The sequence below is a fragment of the Novosphingobium sp. BL-S-19 genome, from assembly GCF_055521675.1.
On the sequence record NZ_CM145497.1, the window covers coordinates 233,032 to 255,784 of the forward strand.

25 protein-coding genes and 1 pseudogene are annotated in these 22,753 nt (G+C 58.7%); 8 read left to right on the top strand and 18 right to left on the bottom strand.

Going from position 1 to position 22,753, the window contains the following annotated elements; all coding sequences use genetic code 11:
• Positions 1-50: 50 nt before the first annotated feature.
• The 3 genes from ACZ1JV_RS01000 to ACZ1JV_RS01010 are packed head-to-tail and all read right to left on the bottom strand — an operon-like array spanning position 51 to position 1,334.
• The gene (locus tag ACZ1JV_RS01000; RefSeq protein WP_465149232.1) at positions 51-611 is read right to left on the bottom strand and encodes an RNA polymerase sigma factor; all 561 of its coding nucleotides are present in this window, start codon (positions 609-611) and stop codon (positions 51-53) included.
• A gap of 6 nt (positions 612-617) precedes the next feature.
• A complete protein-coding gene (locus ACZ1JV_RS01005; RefSeq protein ID WP_465149233.1) occupies positions 618-1,055 on the bottom strand; it encodes a Spy/CpxP family protein refolding chaperone in 438 nt (145 codons plus the stop codon).
• 3 nt (positions 1,056-1,058) lie between these two features.
• A complete protein-coding gene (locus ACZ1JV_RS01010; protein ID WP_465139195.1) occupies positions 1,059-1,334 on the bottom strand; it encodes a hypothetical protein in 276 nt (91 codons plus the stop codon).
• A 192-nt stretch (positions 1,335-1,526) separates the two neighbouring features.
• Here ACZ1JV_RS01010 and copC point away from each other — a divergent pair, with 192 nt between their 5' ends.
• Positions 1,527-1,910 (top strand): copper homeostasis periplasmic binding protein CopC, encoded by a 384-nt coding sequence (gene copC, locus ACZ1JV_RS01015; RefSeq protein ID WP_465149234.1) that lies wholly within the window; start codon positions 1,527-1,529, stop codon positions 1,908-1,910.
• Position 1,911: 1 nt separating this feature from the next.
• On the opposite strand, the gene speD is transcribed toward copC, so the two are convergent.
• From speD to ACZ1JV_RS01030, 3 genes are read right to left on the bottom strand one after another with little or no spacing between them, the layout of a single operon-like run.
• Positions 1,912-2,307 (bottom strand): adenosylmethionine decarboxylase, encoded by a 396-nt coding sequence (speD, locus tag ACZ1JV_RS01020; RefSeq protein WP_465149235.1) that lies wholly within the window; start codon positions 2,305-2,307, stop codon positions 1,912-1,914.
• A gap of 1 nt (position 2,308) precedes the next feature.
• On the bottom strand, positions 2,309-3,922 hold the full coding sequence (locus ACZ1JV_RS01025; protein WP_465149236.1) for an FAD-dependent oxidoreductase: 1,614 nt from the start codon (positions 3,920-3,922) through the stop codon (positions 2,309-2,311).
• The gene (locus ACZ1JV_RS01030; protein ID WP_465149750.1) at positions 3,912-5,447 is read right to left on the bottom strand and encodes a polyamine aminopropyltransferase; all 1,536 of its coding nucleotides are present in this window, start codon (positions 5,445-5,447) and stop codon (positions 3,912-3,914) included. The genes ACZ1JV_RS01025 and ACZ1JV_RS01030 overlap by 11 nt, the downstream gene beginning before the upstream one ends.
• Before the next feature lie 34 nt (positions 5,448-5,481).
• Between ACZ1JV_RS01030 and ACZ1JV_RS01035 the strand changes: the two are divergent.
• Positions 5,482-5,810, top strand: a pseudogene (locus ACZ1JV_RS01035) (transposase domain-containing protein); the annotation flags it as partial.
• Between the two features lie 383 nt (positions 5,811-6,193).
• Here ACZ1JV_RS01035 and ACZ1JV_RS01040 read toward each other — a convergent pair.
• The 7 genes from ACZ1JV_RS01040 to ACZ1JV_RS01070 form a co-directional block, all read right to left on the bottom strand.
• Entirely contained in the window at positions 6,194-7,207 is a 1,014-nt protein-coding gene (locus ACZ1JV_RS01040) for an acyltransferase family protein (RefSeq protein ID WP_465149751.1), read from the bottom strand.
• A gap of 129 nt (positions 7,208-7,336) precedes the next feature.
• A complete protein-coding gene (locus ACZ1JV_RS01045; RefSeq protein WP_465149237.1) occupies positions 7,337-8,602 on the bottom strand; it encodes a glycosyltransferase family 87 protein in 1,266 nt (421 codons plus the stop codon).
• A gap of 251 nt (positions 8,603-8,853) precedes the next feature.
• Positions 8,854-10,116 carry a glycosyltransferase family 87 protein gene (locus ACZ1JV_RS01050; protein ID WP_465149238.1) on the bottom strand — a complete coding sequence of 421 codons (1,263 nt, stop codon included), beginning with the start codon at positions 10,114-10,116 and terminating at the stop codon, positions 8,854-8,856.
• Complete coding sequence (locus ACZ1JV_RS01055; protein ID WP_465149752.1) at positions 10,116-10,844, bottom strand: SDR family oxidoreductase; 729 nt, start codon at positions 10,842-10,844, stop codon at positions 10,116-10,118. Before ACZ1JV_RS01055 ends, ACZ1JV_RS01050 begins: the two co-directional genes overlap by 1 nt.
• Positions 10,845-10,846: 2 nt before the next feature.
• Positions 10,847-12,157, bottom strand: a complete 1,311-nt coding sequence (locus ACZ1JV_RS01060; RefSeq protein WP_465149239.1) for an FAD-binding oxidoreductase — start codon at positions 12,155-12,157, stop codon at positions 10,847-10,849.
• The gene (locus tag ACZ1JV_RS01065; protein ID WP_465149240.1) at positions 12,151-12,600 is read right to left on the bottom strand and encodes a GtrA family protein; all 450 of its coding nucleotides are present in this window, start codon (positions 12,598-12,600) and stop codon (positions 12,151-12,153) included. The genes ACZ1JV_RS01060 and ACZ1JV_RS01065 overlap by 7 nt, the downstream gene beginning before the upstream one ends.
• Entirely contained in the window at positions 12,597-13,973 is a 1,377-nt protein-coding gene (locus ACZ1JV_RS01070) for a UbiA family prenyltransferase (protein ID WP_465149241.1), read from the bottom strand. Before ACZ1JV_RS01070 ends, ACZ1JV_RS01065 begins: the two co-directional genes overlap by 4 nt.
• Positions 13,974-14,491: 518 nt before the next feature.
• Here ACZ1JV_RS01070 and ACZ1JV_RS01075 point away from each other — a divergent pair.
• From ACZ1JV_RS01075 to ACZ1JV_RS01090, 4 genes are read left to right on the top strand one after another with little or no spacing between them, the layout of a single operon-like run.
• Complete coding sequence (locus tag ACZ1JV_RS01075; protein ID WP_465149242.1) at positions 14,492-15,370, top strand: 2-hydroxyacid dehydrogenase; 879 nt, start codon at positions 14,492-14,494, stop codon at positions 15,368-15,370.
• Positions 15,371-15,374: 4 nt separating this feature from the next.
• Entirely contained in the window at positions 15,375-16,130 is a 756-nt protein-coding gene (locus tag ACZ1JV_RS01080) for an SDR family oxidoreductase (RefSeq protein ID WP_465149243.1), read from the top strand.
• 35 nt (positions 16,131-16,165) lie between these two features.
• A complete protein-coding gene (locus ACZ1JV_RS01085; protein WP_465149244.1) occupies positions 16,166-16,324 on the top strand; it encodes a shikimate kinase in 159 nt (52 codons plus the stop codon).
• A gap of 41 nt (positions 16,325-16,365) precedes the next feature.
• Positions 16,366-16,674, top strand: coding sequence for a hypothetical protein (locus ACZ1JV_RS01090; RefSeq protein WP_465149245.1), 309 nt, complete (start codon positions 16,366-16,368; stop codon positions 16,672-16,674).
• Positions 16,675-16,954: 280 nt separating this feature from the next.
• Here ACZ1JV_RS01090 and ACZ1JV_RS01095 read toward each other — a convergent pair whose 3' ends face one another.
• The 4 genes from ACZ1JV_RS01095 to ACZ1JV_RS01110 form a co-directional block, all read right to left on the bottom strand.
• Positions 16,955-18,157: an IS256 family transposase gene (locus ACZ1JV_RS01095; RefSeq protein WP_465149753.1), complete on the bottom strand. Its 1,203-nt coding sequence runs from the start codon at positions 18,155-18,157 to the stop codon at positions 16,955-16,957.
• 202 nt (positions 18,158-18,359) lie between these two features.
• On the bottom strand, positions 18,360-19,046 hold the full coding sequence (locus ACZ1JV_RS01100) for a polyamine aminopropyltransferase (protein WP_465149754.1): 687 nt from the start codon (positions 19,044-19,046) through the stop codon (positions 18,360-18,362).
• A gap of 70 nt (positions 19,047-19,116) precedes the next feature.
• On the bottom strand, positions 19,117-19,431 hold the full coding sequence (locus tag ACZ1JV_RS01105; RefSeq protein ID WP_465149246.1) for a DUF6481 family protein: 315 nt from the start codon (positions 19,429-19,431) through the stop codon (positions 19,117-19,119).
• Between the two features lie 140 nt (positions 19,432-19,571).
• Positions 19,572-19,859, bottom strand: a complete 288-nt coding sequence (locus ACZ1JV_RS01110; protein WP_465149247.1) for a hypothetical protein — start codon at positions 19,857-19,859, stop codon at positions 19,572-19,574.
• Between the two features lie 443 nt (positions 19,860-20,302).
• Here ACZ1JV_RS01110 and ACZ1JV_RS01115 point away from each other — a divergent pair, with 443 nt between their 5' ends.
• Complete coding sequence (locus ACZ1JV_RS01115) at positions 20,303-20,710, top strand: hypothetical protein (protein WP_465149248.1); 408 nt, start codon at positions 20,303-20,305, stop codon at positions 20,708-20,710.
• Between the two features lie 253 nt (positions 20,711-20,963).
• Entirely contained in the window at positions 20,964-21,872 is a 909-nt protein-coding gene (locus tag ACZ1JV_RS01120; protein WP_465149755.1) for an alpha/beta hydrolase, read from the top strand.
• Positions 21,873-21,993: 121 nt separating this feature from the next.
• Here the strand turns inward: ACZ1JV_RS01120 and ACZ1JV_RS01125 are convergent, their stop codons facing one another.
• Complete coding sequence (locus ACZ1JV_RS01125; protein ID WP_465149249.1) at positions 21,994-22,728, bottom strand: SDR family oxidoreductase; 735 nt, start codon at positions 22,726-22,728, stop codon at positions 21,994-21,996.
• Positions 22,729-22,753 lie beyond the last annotated feature (25 nt).

Below are 22,753 nucleotides of genomic sequence, written 5' to 3' on the forward strand. Positions count from 1 at the left end.
GCGGTGCCGATTGGCGTGAAGGTGCGGTGGATGCCGCACTTTCACGCTGATCACTCTCGCGCCGTCAGGTAAGACAATTTCTGCCGAGCGCGATAGATGCGGGTTTCCACGGACTTGCGGCTGATACCAAGGATCGCGGCGGCCGCTTCCTGAGTCAGTCCCTCCAGCACACACAACAGCAACGGTTCCTTCAGAGCGGCGGGCAGCGCGGCAATCCCGGCGTGGATCCGCGCGACCTCATCGCGCGAGGCAAGCGCCTGTTCGGGATTCTGCCCCTCGTCGGCGACATGACCGGCATGCTCCATCGGCAGCGCGAAGGCGAAGAAGCGGCGCACTTTGCGGCGCCTTGCCCAATCGTGGCATTTGTTGAGCGCAATGCGCAGGATCCAGGCCCGGAACGGTCGCGCCGGATCATAGCGGCGCAGCGCGAGGAAGGCGGCGACGAAGCTTTCCTGCGTCACGTCCAGAGCGTCCGCCTCGTTGCCGAGGTGACCCCGAACCATGCGGAATACGGCATCGCGATGGCCGTCCATCAGCGCGATGAAACCCGCCTGGCGCCCGGCAAGCGCCGCCGCGACCGCTGAGGCCTCATCCAGTTCCGGCGCGGCCACGCCCGTTCAGTCCTGCGGCTTGGTCAGGGCCTCGGCGACGGCCTTGTCGAAGCGCGCGGTCTGGTCGGGCCGCAGCACCGCGCGCATCGCGAAGAGGTGTTGCAAGGTCGCCTTCTGCAATTCGCCCATCGCCACGTGCGACCGGTCGACCGCCTTTTCCACGTCGGGGCCATAGGCATGTTCATGGTCGATGGCCCGGGCCAGATCGGCATTGGCGGCGCGCAATTCGCCTTCAAGCTGAGTACGGCGCGCGGCGAAGCCCTGCTCCAGCGCGTCGATCCGCTGCCGCTGCCCGGCATCGAGATCGAGTTCGCCGTGCAGCAGGGTGTGGATCCGGCTTTCCTCGGGCCTGTCCGCCCGCAATTTCTGCCCGACCCAAAGTGCACCTAGAGCGACCAGAAAGGCCGCGAGGGCGACCAGAACGTACCCGCGCAGATTCCGCATGGATCAGGACGCCAACAAGTGCGACGGCGCCGCCGCCGGCAGGCCGAACAGCGTTTCGGTATCGGCATGGTCCCGCTGGAACGCCGACGCCGGAAGCGCCAGACCGCCCCCCAGCCCGACGACCGCCGCCACGCCGCAAGCCAGTGCCAGCCCGCGCCGACCCACCATGCGATCGCGCCCGGCGGCCAGCCCCGACAGGACCGCATCGTCGATCGCGCCAAGCGATGCGGGCAGCGGTTCGCCGCGCAGCAATGCGAACATTTCGTCCACTTCGTTCATCGGCTCATTCCCGTCTGCCTGACCATTACGGCCGTCTCGCCTGCCCATACGCATAGGCCTGCCCGCATCCCTCAGCCCCACCCACGCAAAAAAATCGCGGGGCGCACAAGGGATGCCGTGCCGCCCTGCGTATGGGTTCCTGCAAGTCCGGGCAAGCTGGTTCACCCGGATCACGAAACCGGAGTTTCTCCCATGCGCCGCCTTACCCCCGCCCTGCTTGCCCCCACCCTCCTTGCATTCGCCGCCCTGCCTTCGGCTGCGTTTGCCCAGCCGGGGCTGGTCAGCGCCACGCCCGCCGCCAATTCGGCAGTGACCAAGCCCACCTCCATCGCGCTGACCTTCTCCGAAGACCTTGTGGCCCCGCTTTCGGGCATCGATCTGGTGATGACGGCCATGCCCGGCATGGCGGACCACAAGCCGATGCCGATCAAGGGCATCGCCGCCAAGGCCAGCGGCAAGACCCTGACCATCGCCCTGCCGCGCCCGCTGCCGACCGGCACCTACCAGCTGACGTGGCACGCTGCCGCCGCCGACCAGCAACGCGTAGAGGGCAGCTATAGCTTCACCGTCCGCTGACTCACGGGACCCGTTCTGCGTGAGCCCCCGACTCGCGCGGAACCGGCAGCTCGAACCGGGTGATCGCCTGCTGGCGGCGGATAGTGCCGTGCAGCAGTCTGCGGATCACTGCCAGCCCCGCCTCGGCATCCGCCTCCACGCCGCAGACGAAGAGGTCGACCGCCGCCATGCCGTGTTCCGGCCAGGTGTGGATCGAGATGTGCGATTCGGCGAGCAAAGCCACGCCCGTTACGCCCAGGCCCGGCCCGAAGTGGTGCAACCGCACTTCCAGCAAGGTCGCCCGCGCGGCCGTGGCGGCCTCGCGCAGCGCGCGGTCGATCAGGGCGATATCGCCAAGGCCCTGACAGCCTTCGATATCGGCGATCAGATGCAGGCTGTTGTCGGGTGTGTGGCTCATATCAGAGCAGGCTTTCGGTAAGGTGATCGAGGTGGGCAAGAACCGCTTCCGCCGCCGCGACGCCGCGATAGTGCGCTTCCTCGAAGAGCGACAAGCCGCTCATGTCGGAATGGGCGAAGACGACCGGCGGCTTTGCGGCCAACGCGGAAGTGCGCGCCGGATCGGTTAGGAAACCCGCCGTCGGGCGGATCATCGCGTGGCCCCAGCGCCAGACGTCGATGCGCTCTATCGCGCCGTCCAGATCGGGGTTCATCGCCAGCAGATCGTCGCGCACTATGGCCTGCCATGCGCGCAGCGGGCGCGTCATCAGGATCTTGCGCGCTTCTGCTGGGCTCTCTTTCGACAGCGGCAGATACCATGTCAGCACGGTCGGTCCGCCGTCGTTGGCCTCGCTCTGATGCGTGGCGACCACGTAGCCGAGCGCTTCGCTGGCGGTCGAGACATTGTCCCACGCCAGCGAGACGCCCTTGCCTTCGGGATGGCGCCCCACGGTGACATTGGCGACCACCCACGGCGCATAGGACATCGCCCCTTCGGCCGCGAATTGCGGGGCGACGCGCGCGGCGACGAAATGCGGCATGGCCATGATCACCGCCTTCGCGCGCAGGCGGCGGCTGCGGCGCGCGGTGTGATCGAATACGTCGACCAGCGCGCCGTCTCCATCACGTTCGACATGGAATACACTGTGCGCCGGCCGCAGGTGCGCGCGCAGGCGCTGCGCCATCAGGCCGACGAGGCGGCCGTTTCCTTCCGGCCATGTCAGTTCGCGGTCGCCATCACCATGGGTCGCCCAGCCCCGGCGTCCGGCGAAATAGTGGATGCCCGCCCATGCCGAGACATGTTCCGGCTCGCTGCCGTAATCGTCCCGGCAGCAATAGCGCAGATAGGCACGCAGCACCGGCGAAGTGAATCCTTCGCCATCGAGCCACTTGGCAAAGCTCATGCCGTCCAGCGCGCGGAAGGCCGGATCGGTGCTGGAATAGGCCATCGGAACCGCGAAGGCGGGCTGGCCATCCTTGCCCACGGCCTTGCGATAGGCGTCCATCCGGCGATCAAACGCCGCGCGCTGATCCCGGTCGGCGGCGGTCACGCCGGATGTGGGGTAAAGCCCCTCCTGCCAGCGCCCACGCCACAGCAGCCGCTCCTCCAGATCGGCGCAAAGCTGATAGGGATCGTAAACCGGCACCCCGTCCTGCTCGCCCGTCATCATGCCGAACTGGCGCAGCATGTGGCGCAGCGCCGTCGCCTCGCGATTGGGCACCGGCAGATAGTGCGCGCCCAGCGGATAGGCGCTCACCGCATTACGGCCAGACCGCGCATTGCCGCCGGTGTGGTCTTCCAGTTCGAACAGGGCGAAGCGATCGAACCCGGCTTCGGCCAGTCGCCAGCCTGCCGCAAGGCCCGCCGCGCCGCCGCCGGCGATCAGGACGTCGATCTCCTCCACCGGTCCGTCAGGCGAGGGAAAGCGGCGGTCGCGCAGCAAGTGGCCGCGCTGCCAGTCGGCTCCGCTGAGTTCGCCCGCGAAAGCCGTTTCGCCGCAACCGCCCAGCATCGCCGCGCCGGCCGCAAGCGTACCGCCGGCCAATAGCTGCCGCCGGGTCGGCTCAGCCTTCATACTTGCCCCATTCCTCGGCAAAGCTGCGCACGAGGGCCTGGTTGTCCAGCCGGTTCACCGGCGTCGGGCGGCGGGCCATGTCGGGCGGAAAGTCGAACATCGCGCGTTCGCTCGACGCGGTCAGGAACCGCAAGCCATGCGGCAGGCGCACCGCGTCGGTCAGCGGGCGATGCGCCGCCAGCGTGAAGCCCCATTCGCCGAAGCTGGGCACATAGGCGTGATATCCGCGCGAGAAGAGCCCGGCCGCTTCCAGCGTGCTCGCCACCGTCCAGTAGGAACGCGGGGCGATCAGCGGCGAGGTGCTCTGCACCGTCATCACCCCTTCGGGCGCGAGCAGGCGCGACACTTCGCGATAGAAGCTTTCGGTGTAGAGCTTGCCCAGCGAGAACTCGGTGGGATCGGGAAAATCGACGATCACCGCGTCGTACTGCCCCCGCGCCTCGCGCACCCAGCGGAAGGCGTCGGCATTGTGCACGGTGATGCGCGGCGAAGAGAGCGATTGGTTGTTCAGCGCGGCCAGCTGCGGCGTATCGCGGAACAGATGCGTCATTTCCGGATCGAGATCGACCAGCGTGACATGGCGCACGCGCGCATCGCGCAGCACTTCACGCGCGGCAAGGCCGTCGCCGCCACCCAGGATCAGCACTTGCGCCGGGTCGGCAACGCGGCCCAGCACCGGCCAGACCAGCGCCTCGTGATAGCGATACTCGTCGCGGGTGGAGAACTGGAGATTGCCATTGAGATAGAGGCGCAAGTCCTCGCCCCGCCGGGTGATGACGATGCGCTGGTACGGCGTGGAGCGGGCGTGGATCACCGGCTCTGCATAGAACGCCACTTCGGACCAGCGCTGCATCCGGTCGGCCATGGCGAGGCCCACCAGCAGACTGGCCGCAACCACCAGCGCCGCCGCCATGTCCGCACCGATCCGGCGCTGGCGGCGCAGAGCGAACAGCAGCGCCAGCGCGACCGCCACGTTGGCAAGGCCGAAGACGAAGCCGGTGCGGATCATGCCCAGCCACGGCACCAGCACCAGCGGGAACAGCAGCGATGCGATCAGCGCGCCGACATAGTCGTAAGTCAGCACGTTGGAGACCAGTTCGCGGAAGGCGAAGCGGTGGCGCAGGATGCGGATCAGCAGCGGGATTTCCAGCCCGACCAACACGCCGATCGCCAAGACCAGCGCATAGAGCACCACGCGGAAATCGCCCACCAGCGGGAACAGCATGAACAGCCCCGCCGCCGACCAGCCGCCCAGCGCCGCGATCATCACTTCCACCCGCACAAAGACGCCGATCTCGTCGCCCCGAACGTGGCGCGAAAGCCAGCTGCCCACGCCCATCGCGAAAAGGTAGGACCCGATCACGGTGGAGAACTGGGTGACGCTGTCGCCCAGCAGGTAGCTTGCCAGCGTGCCCGCCAGCAATTCGTAGATCAGCCCGCAAGTCGCAACGACCAGCACCGAAACCAGCAGGATGACCGCGAGCGAGGCGGGGGCCTTGTCGTCACCCCCCGTGACGTCGTCAATCCCCGTGCCCTCACTACTCGCGGCATCGGCCTGATCACCGCTGGCCGAGGCGCTGCGTTATGCGGTCAAGCTGAAGCCGCAATTGCTCGCTTACACCGACGACGGCAGGTTAGAGATAGACAACAATCCGGCAGAGAATGCGCTCCGGGGCATCTGCCTCGGCCGCAAAAATTGGCTTTTTGCAGGTGCCGACTGTGGTGGTGAACGTGCCGCGACCATGTATTCCCTGCTTGAGACAGCGAAGCTTAACGGCGTCAATCCGCAGGAATGGCTAGCCGATGTACTCGACCGGATCGGCAAGGGGCATCCGATCAATGGGATCGACGAGCTGCTGCCTTGGACTGGACCACCCCGCAGGCGTGAACGCGCATTTTGGGTGGGAAGCGGTCGTTGCTTTCAATTCAGTCGCTCACCATAATCAGCGCATGCAAATCAAAATCATGGCTGATTACGACTGCGCGCCACTCTGGTGGGACCATGCGTCAAGAGTGGGAAACATCAATCCTGAAGACCTTGGTCTAAGCCCGCAACTAGTCACCGAACTATGGGATTGGGCAGCCACGTTCGATGCAATTTTGAACCGAGACGATCCGGCGCAATCGCGCTTTGCGGCTGACGCAGACGAGCAGGATTTCAATCAGCGGGGCCGAATCTTGGCCCGACGAGTGGCTTCGGAGCTAGCGAGTTATAGAGTGCGCTACTGGCTCGACGCATAAGTCTGATACAGGTGGTTTAGCGGAGGTCCATCAGCGCCGAGCCCGAATGCCGCAACACGCGGGAGGCCGTACGCTTACCGGTAGCCGGGCTTCATTGCGCCTCGCACGGTACAATGTGCTTCTACATACAAGAAGTAACAGTCCGCCTCCCACAAGTGATCCGAGAATTTGGTAAGGCCATGGCAACCCCACGTACTTCATCGATAAAATCACAGGGCCATGTATTGCATAAAGAGGGAACGAAAATTCTCCCGCGACCCGTGCCAAGCGGCAGTTACGCGCATTCTGCAACCCTCCGGCAATGAGCAGAGGACAACCGATCATAACAAACAAATAATCTGCAACTGGCGGATATCCATTCCATATTGTCCCGGCAATGAAAAACGCTGGCATCGTTCCAAACGTCACGATCGGGCCGATCTTCCCGGGAGCTAGATCCCTCCACTTTCTATAAAGAATAATTCCGACGCAATATGGCACGACCATTCTTAGAAAAACTACGATCAAATTGCCGCTGCTTGGTATTACGTTAAGGCCCTGACCTCTTGTGGCCACGACCAGCGCGGCGGCCAAAGCGAGTGTCAAAACCCCGAGAATTCGGGTCGAAATTCGCGAAAAAACCGCCGCGTGGCAAACATTCGCCAAGAGTTCATAAGCGATTGACCATGCAGGTGGATTAAGCATGTACGGACCTTGGCTTCCATCGACGGGCAATAGAAGCAGGCACGCAATCACAATGCGCCAAGGGTGCTCCGCCTCGACTGCAAACACCCAAGGTAGCCCGACCAGACTAGCGAGAAGAATGGGCGGATATAGCCGGGATAATCGGGCGGCGACGAATCTAGACGCACCATCTTTGATGGTGGCGATTTCGCCCTCATAGCGGCGGGCCATTACGTAGCCACTAAGAACAAAGAAAAAATCGACAGCTAAATAGGCATTGGTTCGAACGCCGCCGAACACATGGCACAAGAAAACTGCGCATGCAGCAATTCCTCGAAGCCCGTCAAAGCCATCAATTCGATTATCCGCCATCGCACACATATGGCAGCTTCGAGTTATATTTTCGTTAAATGGCAGCAATATTTCGCCTGAATGCGATCGGCATTGCCCTCTTTGAACGGAGCTACTGGGATCAATCGCCGCCCAACTTCTTTTTGGAAAGCCGAATTTTCAGGCCACGCTGACCAATGATTGAAGGGCGGGAATCGTTGTGGCAGCTCCGTTATCGAGGTCAAGCAAGATGCTCCGCACAATTTGCCACCCTACTAACAGAACGGGCGCCAAATAAAGAATGCCCACCAGTGTCACGAAGCTGGTGTTCCGGATGGCCCAGATGCTGGGCTCGATAGAGATCGACAACAGTATCGCACAAATGATCATCGGCCAATCCCACCGTCGAGCGACTAGAACCGGCGTAATGATGAGCAGATAATCCCCCCAAGCCAGCGGTGCACAAAGAATTGCAAGCCAAATGCCGAAAGCGAGTGCATTGAGGCAGTTGGGTCGTGTTCGCCAAGCATACCCCACTCCCGCGATGCAGACCAATAGGACAACTGGTATGGCAATCATGCTGAGACCGGCGCGGCGCAGAAAGCCATTGAGCGAAATTTCGTGAGCAAAAACCACCCCATGATTGTCGCGTGCGACAGCAGAAAGCCACTGGCTATAAACTTGCGGGCCGTAAAGCAGCGCTGGAAGCAAGCTAAGCCCAATAGCAACCAGCGCGGCGATGACGGCCGGACGATGATGGCCGGAAACGAGCAATACCACGCCGCAGAGTGCGAAGTTAGGCTTGATAGCAACGAGAACGCCGAGCAGCATGCCTGCCAAGTTTACTCGGCTGGACTGCAAACACACCCAAATGCTGAGACCAAGAACGAGTAACAGCGTGTAGATTTGCCCCATATTGATCCCACCGAGGCCGAACGATGTGAGTAGCCAAATCAATTGTATCCGCGATAGACCGAGGCGACGGTCCAAAATAAGCACGCAGGCAAGATGTAGGACGCCACAAATCGCCGCCCAAATTGCTGCGGCCAGAGTGACCGGCAATAGTGCAAATATCTGGAACAGTGGCAATGCAGCTGGAGGGTTCATATTTACTTCGTGGACGAAGGACGGGAATTCCGGAGTGAAGACCATTGGATAGTTGAGGTAAGGATTCAGCCCTATGTTAGCCGCCCTACCAGATTCCCAGAATGAGCCAAATATCACCGCAGCATGAGGAGACAAAAATTTAATGCCGGTAAACGCTATAATTGATATGACGAAGTAGGTTGTAGATCCAATCAACACGCGCCGCTGTGTCAGCCAGGAAATCCGTTGCTCTAAATTTTCTCTTCTCATCATAAGAATTTTGGTCCTAAGCACTTTACTTAGAGCGGGAATGGTGTGCGGAATTGATGGGCATGGAAATGACAAGCCCATTCCCGCCATCAGAGCGATGGTGAACCAGGCTGATGGCCCCTACAAGTGGCGACACGTCATATGTCGCGTCCCAACCTTGCAAAACTGCACGCGCATTGTGCATGGTAATATAAGCGTCATCGAGCGGAAAACCGTCGTTCCAGCCTATGGTCAACGTTGCAAGCGACCCTGCATACAATGCAATCCGCAACAAGTACGAGGTGTCGAATTCAGCCGGTCGCTCCGATCGTTGAGTCACTACCTGTTGCGCGATTTCAGATTTATGCATCAGAGGCGTCCAGCCTGTTACAGGCAACATAGGGGACTCGGTCTATCGACCGACTAAGAACGCGCGCAGTCCAGTAGCATAAGGCAAGAAGCGCTGGCGCGATTAAAGCAATGCCGACATTGTCAGACGTAATCTGCACCCCAGTATCCGATGACAAGGCAGTCATGACTGTTCTCCAAACCAATCCGAAACCACAGACAAACCAGCTCAACAACAACAGTAGGAAAAGTTCTCGTCCGGTAGCTCGTTCTACGAGGTTCGGAAGTACGAACGCCAACCCTACTCCAAGAATTGTCAGATCGTAATCGTATGCATAGGGGCTTACGAACAAACTAGCGATACAGGTGAATGCAGAGAGGCTTCGGCTATCAATCCTCTGAAAATAGAAGCGTCCCAATAGCCCGAGAGCGATAAACGCACCAACAAGCTGAAGCGCCATTGCGCCAAGCGCACTGAAGCCGAATGTATATGCCGAAGCGTAAATTGAGCTCATGCGAAAGAGCGGATAGTAGCCGTTAGCAAGAAAGCCGCTCGCCTCTTGCACAGCATTGCGAAAGTCGGACCAAATCCCGATGCCATAAACGCATGTGGAAACACCAAGAAGTGCAAGTACAACCGTGGCGGCGACAAACAGCACTTGCCACCGCTTCTGCAGTAGCGCAATCAGCCCCACCCCAACCCCCAAATGTGGCTTAATGATCATCAGGCCTAGCGGCAGCCCGGCTATTGGCCGCTTGCTTTCGAATGTCATAAGGCACAGGCCGATCAATCCAGCCATCAGGAAGCCGTTTTGGCCCGTACGCAAGTTGAGAACGATCGCAGGCAAAATGCCAATCATCGTCAACAGGCACCATTTACCGGCTATCCGTCGCAGAACCCAGATATAAAATGCGAAACTGGCGAGAGCGAACGCGGCAAAAGCTATACCGATGGGTAGGTGCGCAAGACCTTGCACGAGCAGCGTGAATGGGGGCGGGTAGGTCCATGGCATGAAGCTTTGGGCGCCTGATATTGTGTATTGCGCCTCCAGCATAGTTTGCATGTGATAGGTATCGCCCGCCCTTCCCCCTCCGGCCATTCTACCCGCGATATAAAAGGCGTCGAAGTCTGTCAGGACCTTATACTGACTCAACAATTTTGGCGCTTGAAATCGCACAGCCGATACAGCTACAAGGACAATACCGACCGCAGCTAAGCCGATACGAAGGATTAAGCTTTCGGATATCTCGACAATAGCGTTAAAACTGGACCTCATTACATCTGAGTCCGCTTGAATAGACGCTCAGGTATTGCACAAATGACACCCATAATTAGCCGCCATGCCGGTTTTACGTAGATGACGTCACGCTTATGAGAGATCGCATTAAATATTGCGTCGGCAACCCGATTCGGAGTCGTCGTGAGGCGGGCTGGGAGATCCATTCCCTCAGTCATGCGGGTCTCCACAAACCCAGGAATGACTGTAAGGACCTGCACATTCCCCTTTGATAATCGATTGCGCAAGCCAGACAGGAACGCAGTGTAACCGGCTTTCGCGGAACCATAAATGTAATTGCTGGCTCGCCCTCTGTCGCCCGCCACCGAACTGATGCCCACAAGTGTGCCACTACTGCGTGCGGCGAAGCGTTCTGCTAGCAAGCCCGTGATGAGGGCTGGTCCTTCAAAATTGCTGCGCATTACAACACTTGCCAAGTCCATGTCGCGTTGCGAGGTGGATTGATCGCCCAACAGGCCAACCGCACAAATCGCAACTTGCGGGAGTTCAGGAAGACTATCCAAGAACTGCTCAAACATGTCCGTCGCCAGGATGTCGATTTCGTGAGTCGTAGCCTGAATGTTGTAGCGGATTTTTAAATCTGCAGCGGCATCCGACAGATCGTTAGCATTTCGAGCTCCAAGCTGCACATTATACCCTGCTGCGGCAAAACGGTGCGCAGTGGCCAACCCAATATCCGAGCGGGCACCGACAATCAAAACAGACATAGTCACAGTTTCAACCTTTCCGCGAGGCTAGAACGAAATACGTCGAGCCCGCGCTGCTGTCGCAGCGCAATAAATTCGTGAACCCTGGGATCAGATGTGCGCAGCGTAGACGGACTCATGCGCGCATCCTTTGCCAGATAGAAGCGACCGCCATGCTCAATGGTGATTGCATCCAACTTTTCCATCAAAGCGAGTGAGGTGGCAGCAATGGGAAAATCGAGCGCCAACGAGTAGCCATCGAGGGGGAACGAAATCCGTCCCTCCTCACCTCCCATTCGCTTAAGCACTGCAAGGAAAGACCCTTGACCGCTGTCACTTATCGCGCCGAGCAACTCCCTCAAGCCCTTGGAAGCACTTTCGTAGGGTAATACGCATTGAAACTGCGCGAAGCCACGGCGGCCATAGATGCGGTTCCACTCAAGTAGGGAATCGAGCGGGTAGAAAAACTCGTCCCAACTCGCAAGCGACTGGCCTCTGGTAGCGCGCGCTCGACGATAGTAGAGCGCGTTGAACGCGCGCACCGTAAACGAATTCAGCAGAGACTGAGGCGCATCAACAGGCAGTCTACGGAGCGGGCGAGGCGCTGCATATTCGCTCCGTGCGCCAATTTCGTGTTGTTTCGCGTGTTCACCCAGAGTCACGGAAGAGCGCCCAAGTCCAGCGCCACGGTGCAGGCAATCGATCCAAGCAACGGAGTATGTGGCGTCGGCATGCTCTTCAAACAGAGCCATCGCTGTTTGGAGATTCGAAGCAGGCAGCGTGCGCTGGTGAATCCATCCAGTTTCTACAGGTCGAAGCCGCAGGCACAGCCGCAAAACGATACCTGTCAGCCCCATCCCGCCGATAGTCCAATCGAATAGTTCTGCATTTTCCTTCTTACTGCAGCGACGCACCTCACCATCTGGGCCAAGCAAATCGATCCAATCAATGCACCGGCGAAAGCTTCCGTCCTTGTGATGATTTTTGCCATGAACGTCGGCGGCGATCATGCCTCCTAACGTTACGAATTTCGTTCCTGGAGTTACAAAGGGAAACCATCCGTGCGGCAAGAATGTGGCAATCACGTCGGCGAGGACTACGCCGGCTTCAGCCACTAAGGATCCACTTTGAGGATCAAATGACAAAAAGCGATTGAACCGAGTCATGTCGATGGTCGCTATCTGACTCATGGCACAATCGCCGTAACCTCGACCATTCCCCCTCGCGACCAGGGAATTTCCCAACGCCAGTTGCTGCAGCTCCGATTCAGTGCGCGGTGTTTTTACGACGCAGTCTTCCTGAGGAAAACGTCCCCAGCCGCCTAACATCACCATGTCACACTCCGGACGACTTCCCCGTCGTTCACAAAGACAAACCGACGATCCAGTCGATACTTAACAACGTAGCCAATTGTCAGGCCGAAGGTTGCTCCAATTTCGCGCGCAACCTGGGTATGCCAAACAAGCCAGCACAAAGATTCTGCACCCCAGAAAATCGCCGTTGTTACCCCACCCATCATGACATAGAGAAACAATTGCTTGCTCTGCGCGTCGACGCCTTTGGTCTTGTCATAAAAAATCCAGCGCTTATCGAGGATAAATTTTACAACCAATCCAACGACTGTACCGATCAACACTGCAGCGCAATAGTTCCAATAATTAGCGGTCATTGGCGTGTCACGCGTTGCCGCGAGGGTCAATCTTTGGCTGCCCAAGTTCGCTACCGTAGCCACAGTAGCGAAACCGATATAACGCGCCGCCAGTACGCGCGGGGTCATAGAGTCGTTCCAGCAATGGCCAACGCCGCAATGACAAGTCCGCAAAATTGACTAATTCGATCACGCGCAGCGAAGACCAGCGGGTCATCGTGCATCAAACCACGATTAGTCAGAACTGCCATTCGGCTGTTCCAGAAGAGTAAAACCAGACAAATGCCCCACAGCATCTCAGGCCGTCTGTAAAGATGTAGCACGGGCTGCGAGTTCGAATACAAAGCAAGAACCATAACCGAGACCATACCCGAGGCCACGACGATGTTGCTGATTATTGAGAGATCATCAACATGATAGCCCCGTCCATGCGCAGTCACTAATCCCGTCGCTATGCCATCTACGAGCTCTGCTTGACGCTTCACAGCAGCCAACGAAAAGAAAAAGAAAATCGAGAAAGCAAGAAGCCAAACAGAACTGGGAATACCCGTCGCCACACTGCCGGCTAATATGCGCATTGTGTACAATACCGCCAACATACAAATATCAATGACGACTAAACGCTTTAATTTCAGAGAGTAGGCGGTCGTAAAGCTAAAATAGATTGCCAACATCCCCAAAAGTTTTGCGCCAGCTATGGACGCAACCAAACAGCCCGCGATCGCGAGCAGCGGTACCATCAGTGTGCCAACTTTCAAACCCACAGCGCCAGACGCCAGTGGGCGACGACACTTTCGAGGATGGGCACGATCAGCACTAAGATCGAGCAAGTCATTTAGGACGTACGTACTAGACGCGATAAGGCTAAACGATATGAACGCTAGGGCCGAAGCCCACAGGCTCTCAGGCGTGATTTCGTGCGCGGCAAGCGCTGGAACGAAAACCAATAGATTCTTGAGCCACTGATGGGGGCGGATTAACCGAAAGCTCTCCTGCATGGGCAATCCGGAGGAGGTAATTTTTCGACACCTTTGTTCCGGTAATTTTTGCCCGAAGCTAAAGGGCAAACACGGCGGAGAGTCGAAGTTCGAATATCCACCTGGGCCGTACAGTTTCTCTAACCTCTCGTCGCGCAAGGCTCGAGAGTCTGGCAGCGCGTGCACTTCGTCAAAAACCCCAAGGTGATCAGCGATGTACTGCGCAAACTTGCTTCCAGTTTTGGTTAAGAGCGCGGTACTCCCTCCCTGCCTGCGCCAATCCCTTACTGACGCAAGAACATCTTCACGGTATGCCAACCTCCGCGGCGAGGACATCGAAGCCTCGTTAAGCCTGTCCCGCAAAGGCATCCTTGAGCCAAATCTAGTTAAGGCGAGCAGCGACGCCGACCAGCATGCGGAGACACCAAGCCAAAATGCTTCCAGCGCACTTTCGGGCTGCCTGATGATCTCCGCTACATCGACCACCAGAACCTTAGTCGCAGGATTCCAACCGCTGACACTCATTTTCGACACCCCACAAGCGCGCCAATCGGCACTCTCTTGGCGACCATTTCTGGGAACATAAGGTTAATTAAGATATAATGCCGATCGCCGCGTTATTGGGATGCAGCAACTTCGTTAACGACATCCCGCTAACTACCAAGAGAAATTGGTATCGTCGGCGATTCGCGCTGGAGCAAGGTGGATGCTTTGAAATGAAGGACATTCTATCAATCGTGGCGGGCATTTTGTTCGCGTTGATAGTAATATTGCCCTACCCATCCCCTGATTATAATACCACTTACCTAATAGTACTTTGCGGCTCGGTAATTATTTTTAAATTTACTCGATATATTACGCTAAAGCTTTTCACCGATTCCGAACATATAGGATACTAAATTTTCTTTTTCACAATATATCTTCACGTAACTTTCGCATAGCCGATCAATTGTTTTCGCAAATTTCTGCCCATATCGCCCTCTCTAAATCTAATCCATTCAGCTTTAACTACCAATCACTGCTTGCGATAGGGCCATCACTCGGTGGCCCCGGCGAGAAAGACGAGGACACGCTTCCGATTATTCCTCGGAAAATGGTTTCGTCAGTCCCACGCTCCAGAGGTTCGGGCAATAGCGACGGGCGGCCATATCGGCTGTGACAACGCATTGATGGATGCGCTGCCGAACCTGGCGATCATCGCAATCAACGGCGTGGGCTACGATAAAGTCGACCTTGAACATGCGCGTGCGCGGCAAGTAAACGTCACGACGACGCCTGATGTCCTCACCGACGATGTTGCAGACCTTGCGATTGGGCTGATCATCTCGCTCCTTCGCGCGATTCCCAGCGCAGATGCGCACGTGCGACAGGGGCGGTGGCCGATGGGCGAAGCCCCGCTTGCGACCAAGGTATCCGGCAAGCGTTTCGGCGTGGTCGGCCTTGGCCGCATCGGCAGCGCGATTGCCACGCGTCTGGCACCCTTTGGATCCGTGTCGTACACCGACCTTGCCCCCAAGGACCTACCCTTCGACTTCCTCCCCGACATCGCAAGTCTCGCAGAGGCGAGCGACGTGTTGATCCTGGCCAGTTCCGCGAATGCCTCCACCCGCCATCTCGTCGATGCCGACGTACTTTCGGCGCTCGGGCCGCGCGGCGTGCTGGTCAATGTCGCCCGCGGATCGCTGGTCAACGAGCGCGCGCTCGCTGCGGCACTGACCAAAGGGACGATCGCCGGCGCGGCCCTCGACGTCTTTGAAGCTGAGCCCAACGTACCTGAAGCGTTGCGTGCGCTGGGGAACCTTGTCCTCACGCCGCATATCGCAAGCGCAACCAACGAGACGCGCACGGCCATGGCTGATCTTGTACTTGCCAATCTGGGGGCATTCGCCGCAGGCAAAGCCCTGCCAACGCCGGTTTGCTGATCCGATGACCTCCGGCAGGGTTGCACTCATTACGGGTGCAGGCAGCGGCATCGGCCGCACAGTTGCCTGCACGCTGGCAGCACGCGGCTATCGCCTCGTGCTTTCTGGGCGCCGCGCCGAGGCATTGGCGGAAACCCGTCATCAAAGCGGCCTGGCAGAACGGGATGCGCTTTGCTTCACTGCCGATGTCACACAGCCCAAAGCGGTGAACGACCTGTTCTCGGGTGCTGCTGCGCGTTTCGGCCGAGTGGACCTTCTATTCAATAACGCCGGCGTTTTGGCTCCCAACGTGCCACTCGCAGACCTTGACCTGGAGGATTGGAACAGGGTCATCGCAACCAATCTGACCGGCGCCTTTCTTTGCCTGCAAGCGGCATTTCGGGTGATGCGCGATCAAGATCCGATGGGCGGGCGCATCATCAACAACGGATCAATTTCTGCTACGAGCCCTCGTCCCAATTCAATTCCATACACGGCCAGCAAGCATGCGATAACCGGACTTACCAAATCGGCATCGCTTGATGGCAGGCGATACAATATCGCTTGCGGGCAGATCGACATCGGCAATGCAGCAAGTTCGATGGGGGCGCGAATGGAGCTCGGCGCCGAGCAGGCCAATGGCATCGTGATGGCAGAGCCCATCATGTCGCTGTCCCACGTCGGAGAAGCGATCGTCTACATGGACAGCCTGCCACTTGAAGCGAACGTTCAGTTCATGACGCTGATGGCAACTGCCATGCCTTTCATAGGTCGCGGCTAATGCCCGCTCCTCATGCAACCCGCGCGATCGTTGTGATGGGAGTGTCGGGCTGCGGCAAGACGACACTAGGAACCGCTCTCGCGCGGGCGCTCGGGTGGGTGTTCATCGAAGGCGATTCACTGCGTCCACCTGAAAATATAGCAAAGATGTCTGCCGGAATCCCTCTCACCGACACAGACAGGGTCCCTTCATAGACAATGTGGGGAACAGCCTGCTTGCAGCGGATAAGAGAGCAATGGAAGATAGCGATCGAGCGTTGCACGGAGTCATCGCATCCTGTTCCGCTCTCAAACGCATCTACAGGGATCGTATCCGTGAAATCGCACCGGACACGCTTTTCATCCACGCACAACTGAGCCTGGAAGCCCTTGAAGTGCGCCTCGCAAAGCGTGCAGAGCATTTCATGCCGGCGTCACTACTCCAAAGCCAACTTGCCGCATTCGAACCATTGCGGGAAGGCGAAGCGGCAATCGAAATTGACGGCACCCTTGAGCTCGACCAGCAGGTCAGTCGCATCATGAGTTCGCTCAAGCGCCGGGTTTGACAATAATATGTCCCTGATGGGGTGTGGGCCATGGGTCCAAGTTTGCAGCTCCCGGCAGAAGCGGCCATTCGTGCGTGGGGCGCAGAACGACTTGAGCTGGTCGGCAGCCGACGCCGATTGATGTCTGCTACCTCTACGGCCCGGCTCCGAACCGGACGGGCGGTATCTGGGAACGGAAAATCACGGACTGAACGACCGAAAAGGGTCGTTCTCGATCGTGTCCCCAGAGGTGGTGTAGCTTTTCTGGACCACCTTGCTTTTCGGCTTCAGCCTGAGCCGATCATGAGCCAGGTACTGCCGACAGCATGACAATAGGATTGTCGCTGAGCGGGGCCATCGTTTCAAGCGTCATGTAACGTGCGCGCTGGACGGCCCATTCGTCGGACTGTTCCATGAGGATGGCTCCGACGAGACGGGTGATGGCGGCTTCGTTTGGGAAGATCCCAACGACCTCGGTCCGCCGTTTGATTTCGCCATTGAGGCGCTCGATGGGGTTTGTGCTGTGTAGTTTGGCGCGATGCTCGCGCGGGAATGTCATGTAGGCCAACACATCGGGCTCAGCGTCGTCCATCAGCGTGGCTAGCTTGGGCAGTTTGGGCCGCACTTGGTCGGCGATCGAGCGCCACTGCTGGCTCGCAGCTTCTGGGGTTTCCTGGGCGAAGGCGGTGGCGATGAACGCGGAGACCACGCGCCTGCCGCTCTTGCCGGCATGGGCGAGTGCATTGCGCATGAAGTGGACGCGGCAGCGCTGCCAGGTCGCGCACAGCAGCTTGGAGACCGCCGCCTTAATGCCTTCGTGCGCATCGGAGATGACCAGCTTGACGCCACGCAGTCCTCGGCGCGTCAGTTTGCGCAGGAAAGCGGTCCAGAACGGCTCGGCCTCGGAAGGACCGATATCCATACCTAGCACCTCGCGGCGGCCATCGCTGTTGACGCCCACCGCGACGATCACCGCCACCGAGACGATACGCCCGTTCTGCCGCACTTTCACGTAGGTGGCGTCAATCCATAGGTACGGCCAGTCGCCTTCGATTGGGCGTTCGAGGAAGGCACCGACTTTCTCGTCGAGTTCCTCGCAAAGCCGGCTGACCTGGCTTTTCGAGATCCCATCCATACCCAGCGCCTTCACCAGGTCATCTACCGAGCGGGTGGAGATGCCCTGGATATACGCTTCCTGGATCACCGCGGTCAGCGCCCGCTCGGCCATGCGACGGGGTTCGAGGAAGCCGGGGAAGTAGCTTCCCTTCCTGAGCTTGGGGATGCGCAGTTCGACCGTCCCTGCTCGCGTCTGCCAGTCGCGCTCGCGGTAGCCGTTGCGCTGGACCAGCCTCGCCGCAGATTTCTCGCCATGGCCGGCACCGGTCAGGTTGCCGACTTCCATCTCCATCAGCCGCTCGGCGGCAAACGAGATCATCTCGCGCAGAATATCTGCATCCGGGGTCTTCTCTACCAGCGAACGCAAGTGCATCATCGGATCGGTCATCGTGATTCCTTCCGTCAAGTTTGAGCTTCGCAACCCAAACCTACCCGAAAATCACGGTGACCACCTCAGCCTTCAGCTACACCACGTCCTGGGACACGATCTCGTTCTCAGAATAGATGGCTATGTCGGCAGTCCACCATGCGGTTTCAGCATACCGTCAGACCTCCATTGGCTGGACACCGCGTTGTGCTCCAGCCGCCATTTATTGTCCACGTTGAGCAAATATAACGACATGTTCTATCTCACCGCTGTCTACCAGACGGATTGAGCTCGCATGAACGGGAACTACCGCTACCGAAAATCCAATTTCTGAAAGAAGCGCTGCAAACGATGCATCAGGGGTTGCAGACCAGATGGCCAGAATCCCGTTCGGTCTCAGCGCCCGCATTGCTGCCTTCAGACCGGATCGCGAATAGAGCCAATCATTCACCTGTCGGGTAAGCCCTTCTGGACCATTATCTACATCAAGCAGGATGGCATCGTAAGCCGACCTCGCACCAGCGATCAGCACCGCTACGTCTTCATGCACGATGGATGTGCGAGGATCGTCCAGGCAACCGGCGGTCTGAACACGCATCGGCCCTGCGGCCCAGTCCAGTATCTCCGACACGATCTCTGACACAGTCACGGCCGCATCATGCTCGAGCGTGGCAAGGGCCGCGCGCAGCGTAAAACCCATGCCGTAGCCGCCGATAAGCATCTGCAGGTCTGATCTGGGACCAAGGCGCTCACAGGTCATCGTGGCGAGCGCTTCTTCCGAAGCGTAATGATAGCTGTTCATGAGCTCGTTGTCGTCGAGCAGGATGGTGAAATTGCTCCCTTTGCGGACAAGCCGCAGCCGCGCACCGTCAGGCACATGAGCCACGTCGACCAGTTCCTCGCCGGGCAAAAGGTCCGAGAGGAGCGTGCTCACGCGCAAGTGATCCCCGCGCTCGCCGGGCAGGGGGTATTGAAGTACATTATTTTCTGTTGGCCTTGCGAGCGGCGTAACGCGCGTCGCGGGCTGCCTTTCGCTCCGCTTCGGTAGGTTCCGGCGCTGGCCGCTCTGCTTCGATCCGCGCCGCCTTGGCCAAAGCGGCTTGCTCGCGAGCTTCCTTTGCCGCCCGACGTTTTTCGGCCTGCGCCTGTTCACGCGCCTGCGCCTTCGCAATCCGTTCCGCCTGAACCGCCGGGTCAATCGGGGGCTTTGCCTTCAGTTTCGCCAAGACCTTGGCCCGCGCCTCAGCCGCGGCGTTACGCCGAGCTTCGATGCCCGGCTCCTTGTATGCTGCCATTCTCTAAAACCCACTCAATGCTGGAAACAGGAAAGATGGAAGGATCCGCCTTATACGGACCCTTTGGATCAAGTCATTCGCGGATTGGGTCAGGCGATTTGCAGATCCTCTTCGCCGCCCGGGACCCTATCCTTTACCGCCTAGCTCGCTTTCTTCGCTTTGTGATCCAGGATCCTGACCCGCTCCAGCCTTGCCCGATCGACAATCAGCCAGTCCCCGACCGTGGCGCGGTCTTCCGCACCTTCCACTGATGGCAGTGCGGACGGGATCATTCCGGCCAGACCGCTTCCTGCAACCTCTATCCAGCCCCGATGAACAGCCATGACACGCGCCGGGCAAAGTTCATCGCCGCGTTCATCCTCTTTCAGTTGGCTGCCGAAACTCGCTCTCCAACCAAGGTCGCGAAGGGTAGGGTCGGGCATATCCATCAGTAGGGCAGGCTCACTTCGCGCGGTGGATTCTAAGGAACGGTGCGCGTGGAATCGGAACCGCAGGACGACGAAGTCACACGCTACCCAGCCGTCTCCTAGAAGGCTACGCCTACACGCATATTCGGCGGTGCGCCATGCCGTAAGGAAACAAGCCCAGAACTTGAGCCTGCGCTAGATCGGCTCCCGCTGGAACATAAAGACAGAAGCCGGTTGCAAACTCAGGATCGTCCATTCAGAAAGAATGCTGCCCCGGGGAACTTTTCGTTCACGCGTCATGTGGGTCTAACTCGACTGAGCTCGGGCAAGTCGAGGGCCGACTGAATTTCGGACAGTCTGAACTTGGGAACAGAAAGTCGGAGGCTGAGCGGCGGCAAAGGGTCGGGTGCTGAAGTCGACCAAACTTCTTTTCCGGAGACCGAACATGCGCTTATGTTCGAACGATGAACGCTCCACACCCAAGTTTTCACGACGGCTATCTCACTGCAATCCAACTTAACAAAGATGCTGTCGAGGTGACGCTTGAACGTCTCAACGGCGAAGTCTGGCTTATGGCCGCAACCGGCGTGAGTGCGCTCCAAATGGACGATTTTCGTCAAGGAAATATCATCAGCCATGTGGGCGTTCTTTGTGGGGTTGATCCTGGTCTGGAAGCGCTCGAGCGCTTATTCCCGGGCCCCCATCCGGCAGCTGCTGAGGAATATCACAAGGCGCATGCTGACTTGCTTTCCAAGCGGGCGACTGAAGTTGAAAAGCGCAATGCGACGGTAGTTGAAATATCCCCATCGTATGGCGCTGACCTTGTCATGTTCTGCGCCACTGTGCGGTTCAAATGCTTATCGGACGGTTAGATGACTGTCTGCTGCTGAGGAGCCAAAATCGGGCCCTGAATGGCTGGGAAGGGTCGGGGGTTCTCCATATGACGACCCCGCGCGATGGCTGTCACACCCGACCATCAAGCATGGCGCAAGGCACGGACGTATAGAAAATTACTATGGGATTGCAAAATAAGCCTATTTGACCCTTTACGTTTGTAGATGTCATTCACCTTCCCAACAACAGGGGAAATGGTGGATGGCGACTGGCAAATTGGCATATTTTGTTATGGCAACAGCATGCATAGCAGCAGCAGGGAGTGCTGCTGCGCAGCCTGCCGACTATCCTGCACCCGCTCCGGCAAGCGCGCCGGTCGAGACGGGCGCCCTCCCGCTCTATGGCGTCAAGACGCCCGGATCTGCCGCCAACGAGAACTGGGCCCGATACTTCGGCAAGGACTATGCGGTCCGCAATGTCACCCGGCCCACCTTGACCCCAGTTCTTCCCGATCCCGCCAAAGCGACCGGCGTCGCTGTGATCGTGGCGCCCGGCGGCGCTTTCATGGCGCTTTCCATGTCGCACGAGGGCTGGGATGTAGCTCAGGCCCTTGCAGATCGCGGTATTGCCGCGTTCGTTCTGAAGTATCGCCTTCTGCCAACCCCCAAGGACGAAGCCGAAGCCGGGAAATATGTCTGGGCGAAGATGATGGAGGGCATTCCCGATCCGACCAAGCAGCCGGTGCTCACCAATCCGCAGGCCACTGAAGATGGACTTGCCGCGCTGAAGATGGTGCGTGAGAATGCCTCCAAATGGGGCGTCGACCCCGCCCGCGTCGGCATGATCGGTTTTTCGGCAGGCGCGATGACCTCGCTCCAGACCGTCCTTGCCGCGAAGTCGGGCGAACGACCTGCTTTCTTCGGGTACATCTATGGCCCGCAGGCTAAGATCGACGTTCCGGCAGATGCATCGCCGATGTTCGATGCAATCGCTCTCGACGACCCCCTGTTTCCCTCGATGGGCTTTCCGATTGCGCAGGCCTGGCTCGCAGCCAAGCGGCCTGTAGAAATTCATGGCTACCAGCAGGGGAGCCATGGTTTCGGGCTCGGAAAGCCAAACACCACGACAACGCTCGTGCTAGACGAATTCACCGCGTGGCTTTCTATGCAGGGATTCCTGACCAGAACGACAGCCCCCTAAGCAGTGAAGCGCTCGAAAACGGCAAGTCTCTTCACGACCATCCTTTCGGTAGGGCGAGGGAAGGCTCGTCGGTCCGCCACAATTCTTGTCGAGTCCATGGGTAGCTCCGCAGGAACGGCGCTTATAATGAGAAGCCGCCGTCGATGGTGAGGCTTGCCCCCGTAATATAGCGCGCCTCTTCGCTGGCGAGATAGGACACCAACCCAGCGATTTCCTCAGGTTTCGCCACGCGCTTCAGCGGACTCATCTGGGACAGCATGTCGAGGGAGCCTGCGTTGATGTCGGTATCGGTCGGCCCCGGTTGGATATTGTTGACGGTGATCCGGCGCGGCGCCAGATCGAGGGCGACACCCTTGACCATTGCAGCGACCGCCCCCTTGGTCATCTGGTAGACACTCGATCCGGCAAAACCGGTGCGGATCGCGACATTGCTGCCGATCGTGACGATGCTTCCGCCATCGACGACGTGCGGCGTCGCTGCCTGGATCGACAGGTAGACACCGCGAACGTTCACGGCGAGCATGCTGTCCAGTTCATCGAGCGCAACCGTTTCAATTGTGTTCATGCGAAAAAGGCCGGCGTTGACGAGAACGAGGTCGATCTTTTCGAAGCGATCGACGAATTGAGCAACGGCTGCGGTGATCGCGGCGGCATCTGCGCTATCCGCCCGGATTGCCATAACCTCACCGCCTTGCGCGGCAATGGTTTCGGCCAATGCGGCGGCCTGTTCTTCGCTATTGGCGTAGGTGAAGCCAACGGCATAGCCGTCCTGCGCCAGTCGTTTGACGGCGGCAGCGCCGATACCTCGCGATCCTCCGAAGACAAGCGCAGTTTTGCGGGCGGGTCCGATAATCATGACAGGTCCTTTCTTGAGACGATGC

What these genes read in the sequence shown, in the direction of transcription:
- ACZ1JV_RS01070 (WP_465149241.1), bottom strand. Translation starts at nt 13,973, where the DNA reads ATGAGTGTCAGCGGTTGGAATCCTGCGACTAAGGTTCTGGTGGTCGAT.
- ACZ1JV_RS01050 (WP_465149238.1), bottom strand. Translation starts at nt 10,116, where the DNA reads ATGAGGTCCAGTTTTAACGCTATTGTCGAGATATCCGAAAGCTTAATC.
- ACZ1JV_RS01045 (WP_465149237.1), bottom strand. Translation starts at nt 8,602, where the DNA reads ATGGCGGGAATGGGCTTGTCATTTCCATGCCCATCAATTCCGCACACC.
- ACZ1JV_RS01055 (WP_465149752.1), bottom strand. Translation starts at nt 10,844, where the DNA reads ATGTCTGTTTTGATTGTCGGTGCCCGCTCGGATATTGGGTTGGCCACT.
- ACZ1JV_RS01120 (WP_465149755.1), top strand. Translation starts at nt 20,964, where the DNA reads ATGGCAACAGCATGCATAGCAGCAGCAGGGAGTGCTGCTGCGCAGCCT.
- ACZ1JV_RS01115 (WP_465149248.1), top strand. Translation starts at nt 20,303, where the DNA reads ATGAACGCTCCACACCCAAGTTTTCACGACGGCTATCTCACTGCAATC.
- ACZ1JV_RS01065 (WP_465149240.1), bottom strand. Translation starts at nt 12,600, where the DNA reads ATGACCCCGCGCGTACTGGCGGCGCGTTATATCGGTTTCGCTACTGTG.
- ACZ1JV_RS01060 (WP_465149239.1), bottom strand. Translation starts at nt 12,157, where the DNA reads ATGGTGATGTTAGGCGGCTGGGGACGTTTTCCTCAGGAAGACTGCGTC.
- ACZ1JV_RS01025 (WP_465149236.1), bottom strand. Translation starts at nt 3,922, where the DNA reads ATGAAGGCTGAGCCGACCCGGCGGCAGCTATTGGCCGGCGGTACGCTT.
- ACZ1JV_RS01095 (WP_465149753.1), bottom strand. Translation starts at nt 18,157, where the DNA reads ATGACCGATCCGATGATGCACTTGCGTTCGCTGGTAGAGAAGACCCCG.
- copC (WP_465149234.1), top strand. Translation starts at nt 1,527, where the DNA reads ATGCGCCGCCTTACCCCCGCCCTGCTTGCCCCCACCCTCCTTGCATTC.
- ACZ1JV_RS01090 (WP_465149245.1), top strand. Translation starts at nt 16,366, where the DNA reads ATGGAAGATAGCGATCGAGCGTTGCACGGAGTCATCGCATCCTGTTCC.
- ACZ1JV_RS01125 (WP_465149249.1), bottom strand. Translation starts at nt 22,728, where the DNA reads ATGATTATCGGACCCGCCCGCAAAACTGCGCTTGTCTTCGGAGGATCG.
- ACZ1JV_RS01040 (WP_465149751.1), bottom strand. Translation starts at nt 7,207, where the DNA reads ATGTGTGCGATGGCGGATAATCGAATTGATGGCTTTGACGGGCTTCGA.
- speD (WP_465149235.1), bottom strand. Translation starts at nt 2,307, where the DNA reads ATGAGCCACACACCCGACAACAGCCTGCATCTGATCGCCGATATCGAA.
- ACZ1JV_RS01110 (WP_465149247.1), bottom strand. Translation starts at nt 19,859, where the DNA reads ATGGATATGCCCGACCCTACCCTTCGCGACCTTGGTTGGAGAGCGAGT.
- ACZ1JV_RS01105 (WP_465149246.1), bottom strand. Translation starts at nt 19,431, where the DNA reads ATGGCAGCATACAAGGAGCCGGGCATCGAAGCTCGGCGTAACGCCGCG.
- ACZ1JV_RS01010 (WP_465139195.1), bottom strand. Translation starts at nt 1,334, where the DNA reads ATGAACGAAGTGGACGAAATGTTCGCATTGCTGCGCGGCGAACCGCTG.
- ACZ1JV_RS01080 (WP_465149243.1), top strand. Translation starts at nt 15,375, where the DNA reads ATGACCTCCGGCAGGGTTGCACTCATTACGGGTGCAGGCAGCGGCATC.
- ACZ1JV_RS01085 (WP_465149244.1), top strand. Translation starts at nt 16,166, where the DNA reads ATGGGAGTGTCGGGCTGCGGCAAGACGACACTAGGAACCGCTCTCGCG.
- ACZ1JV_RS01005 (WP_465149233.1), bottom strand. Translation starts at nt 1,055, where the DNA reads ATGCGGAATCTGCGCGGGTACGTTCTGGTCGCCCTCGCGGCCTTTCTG.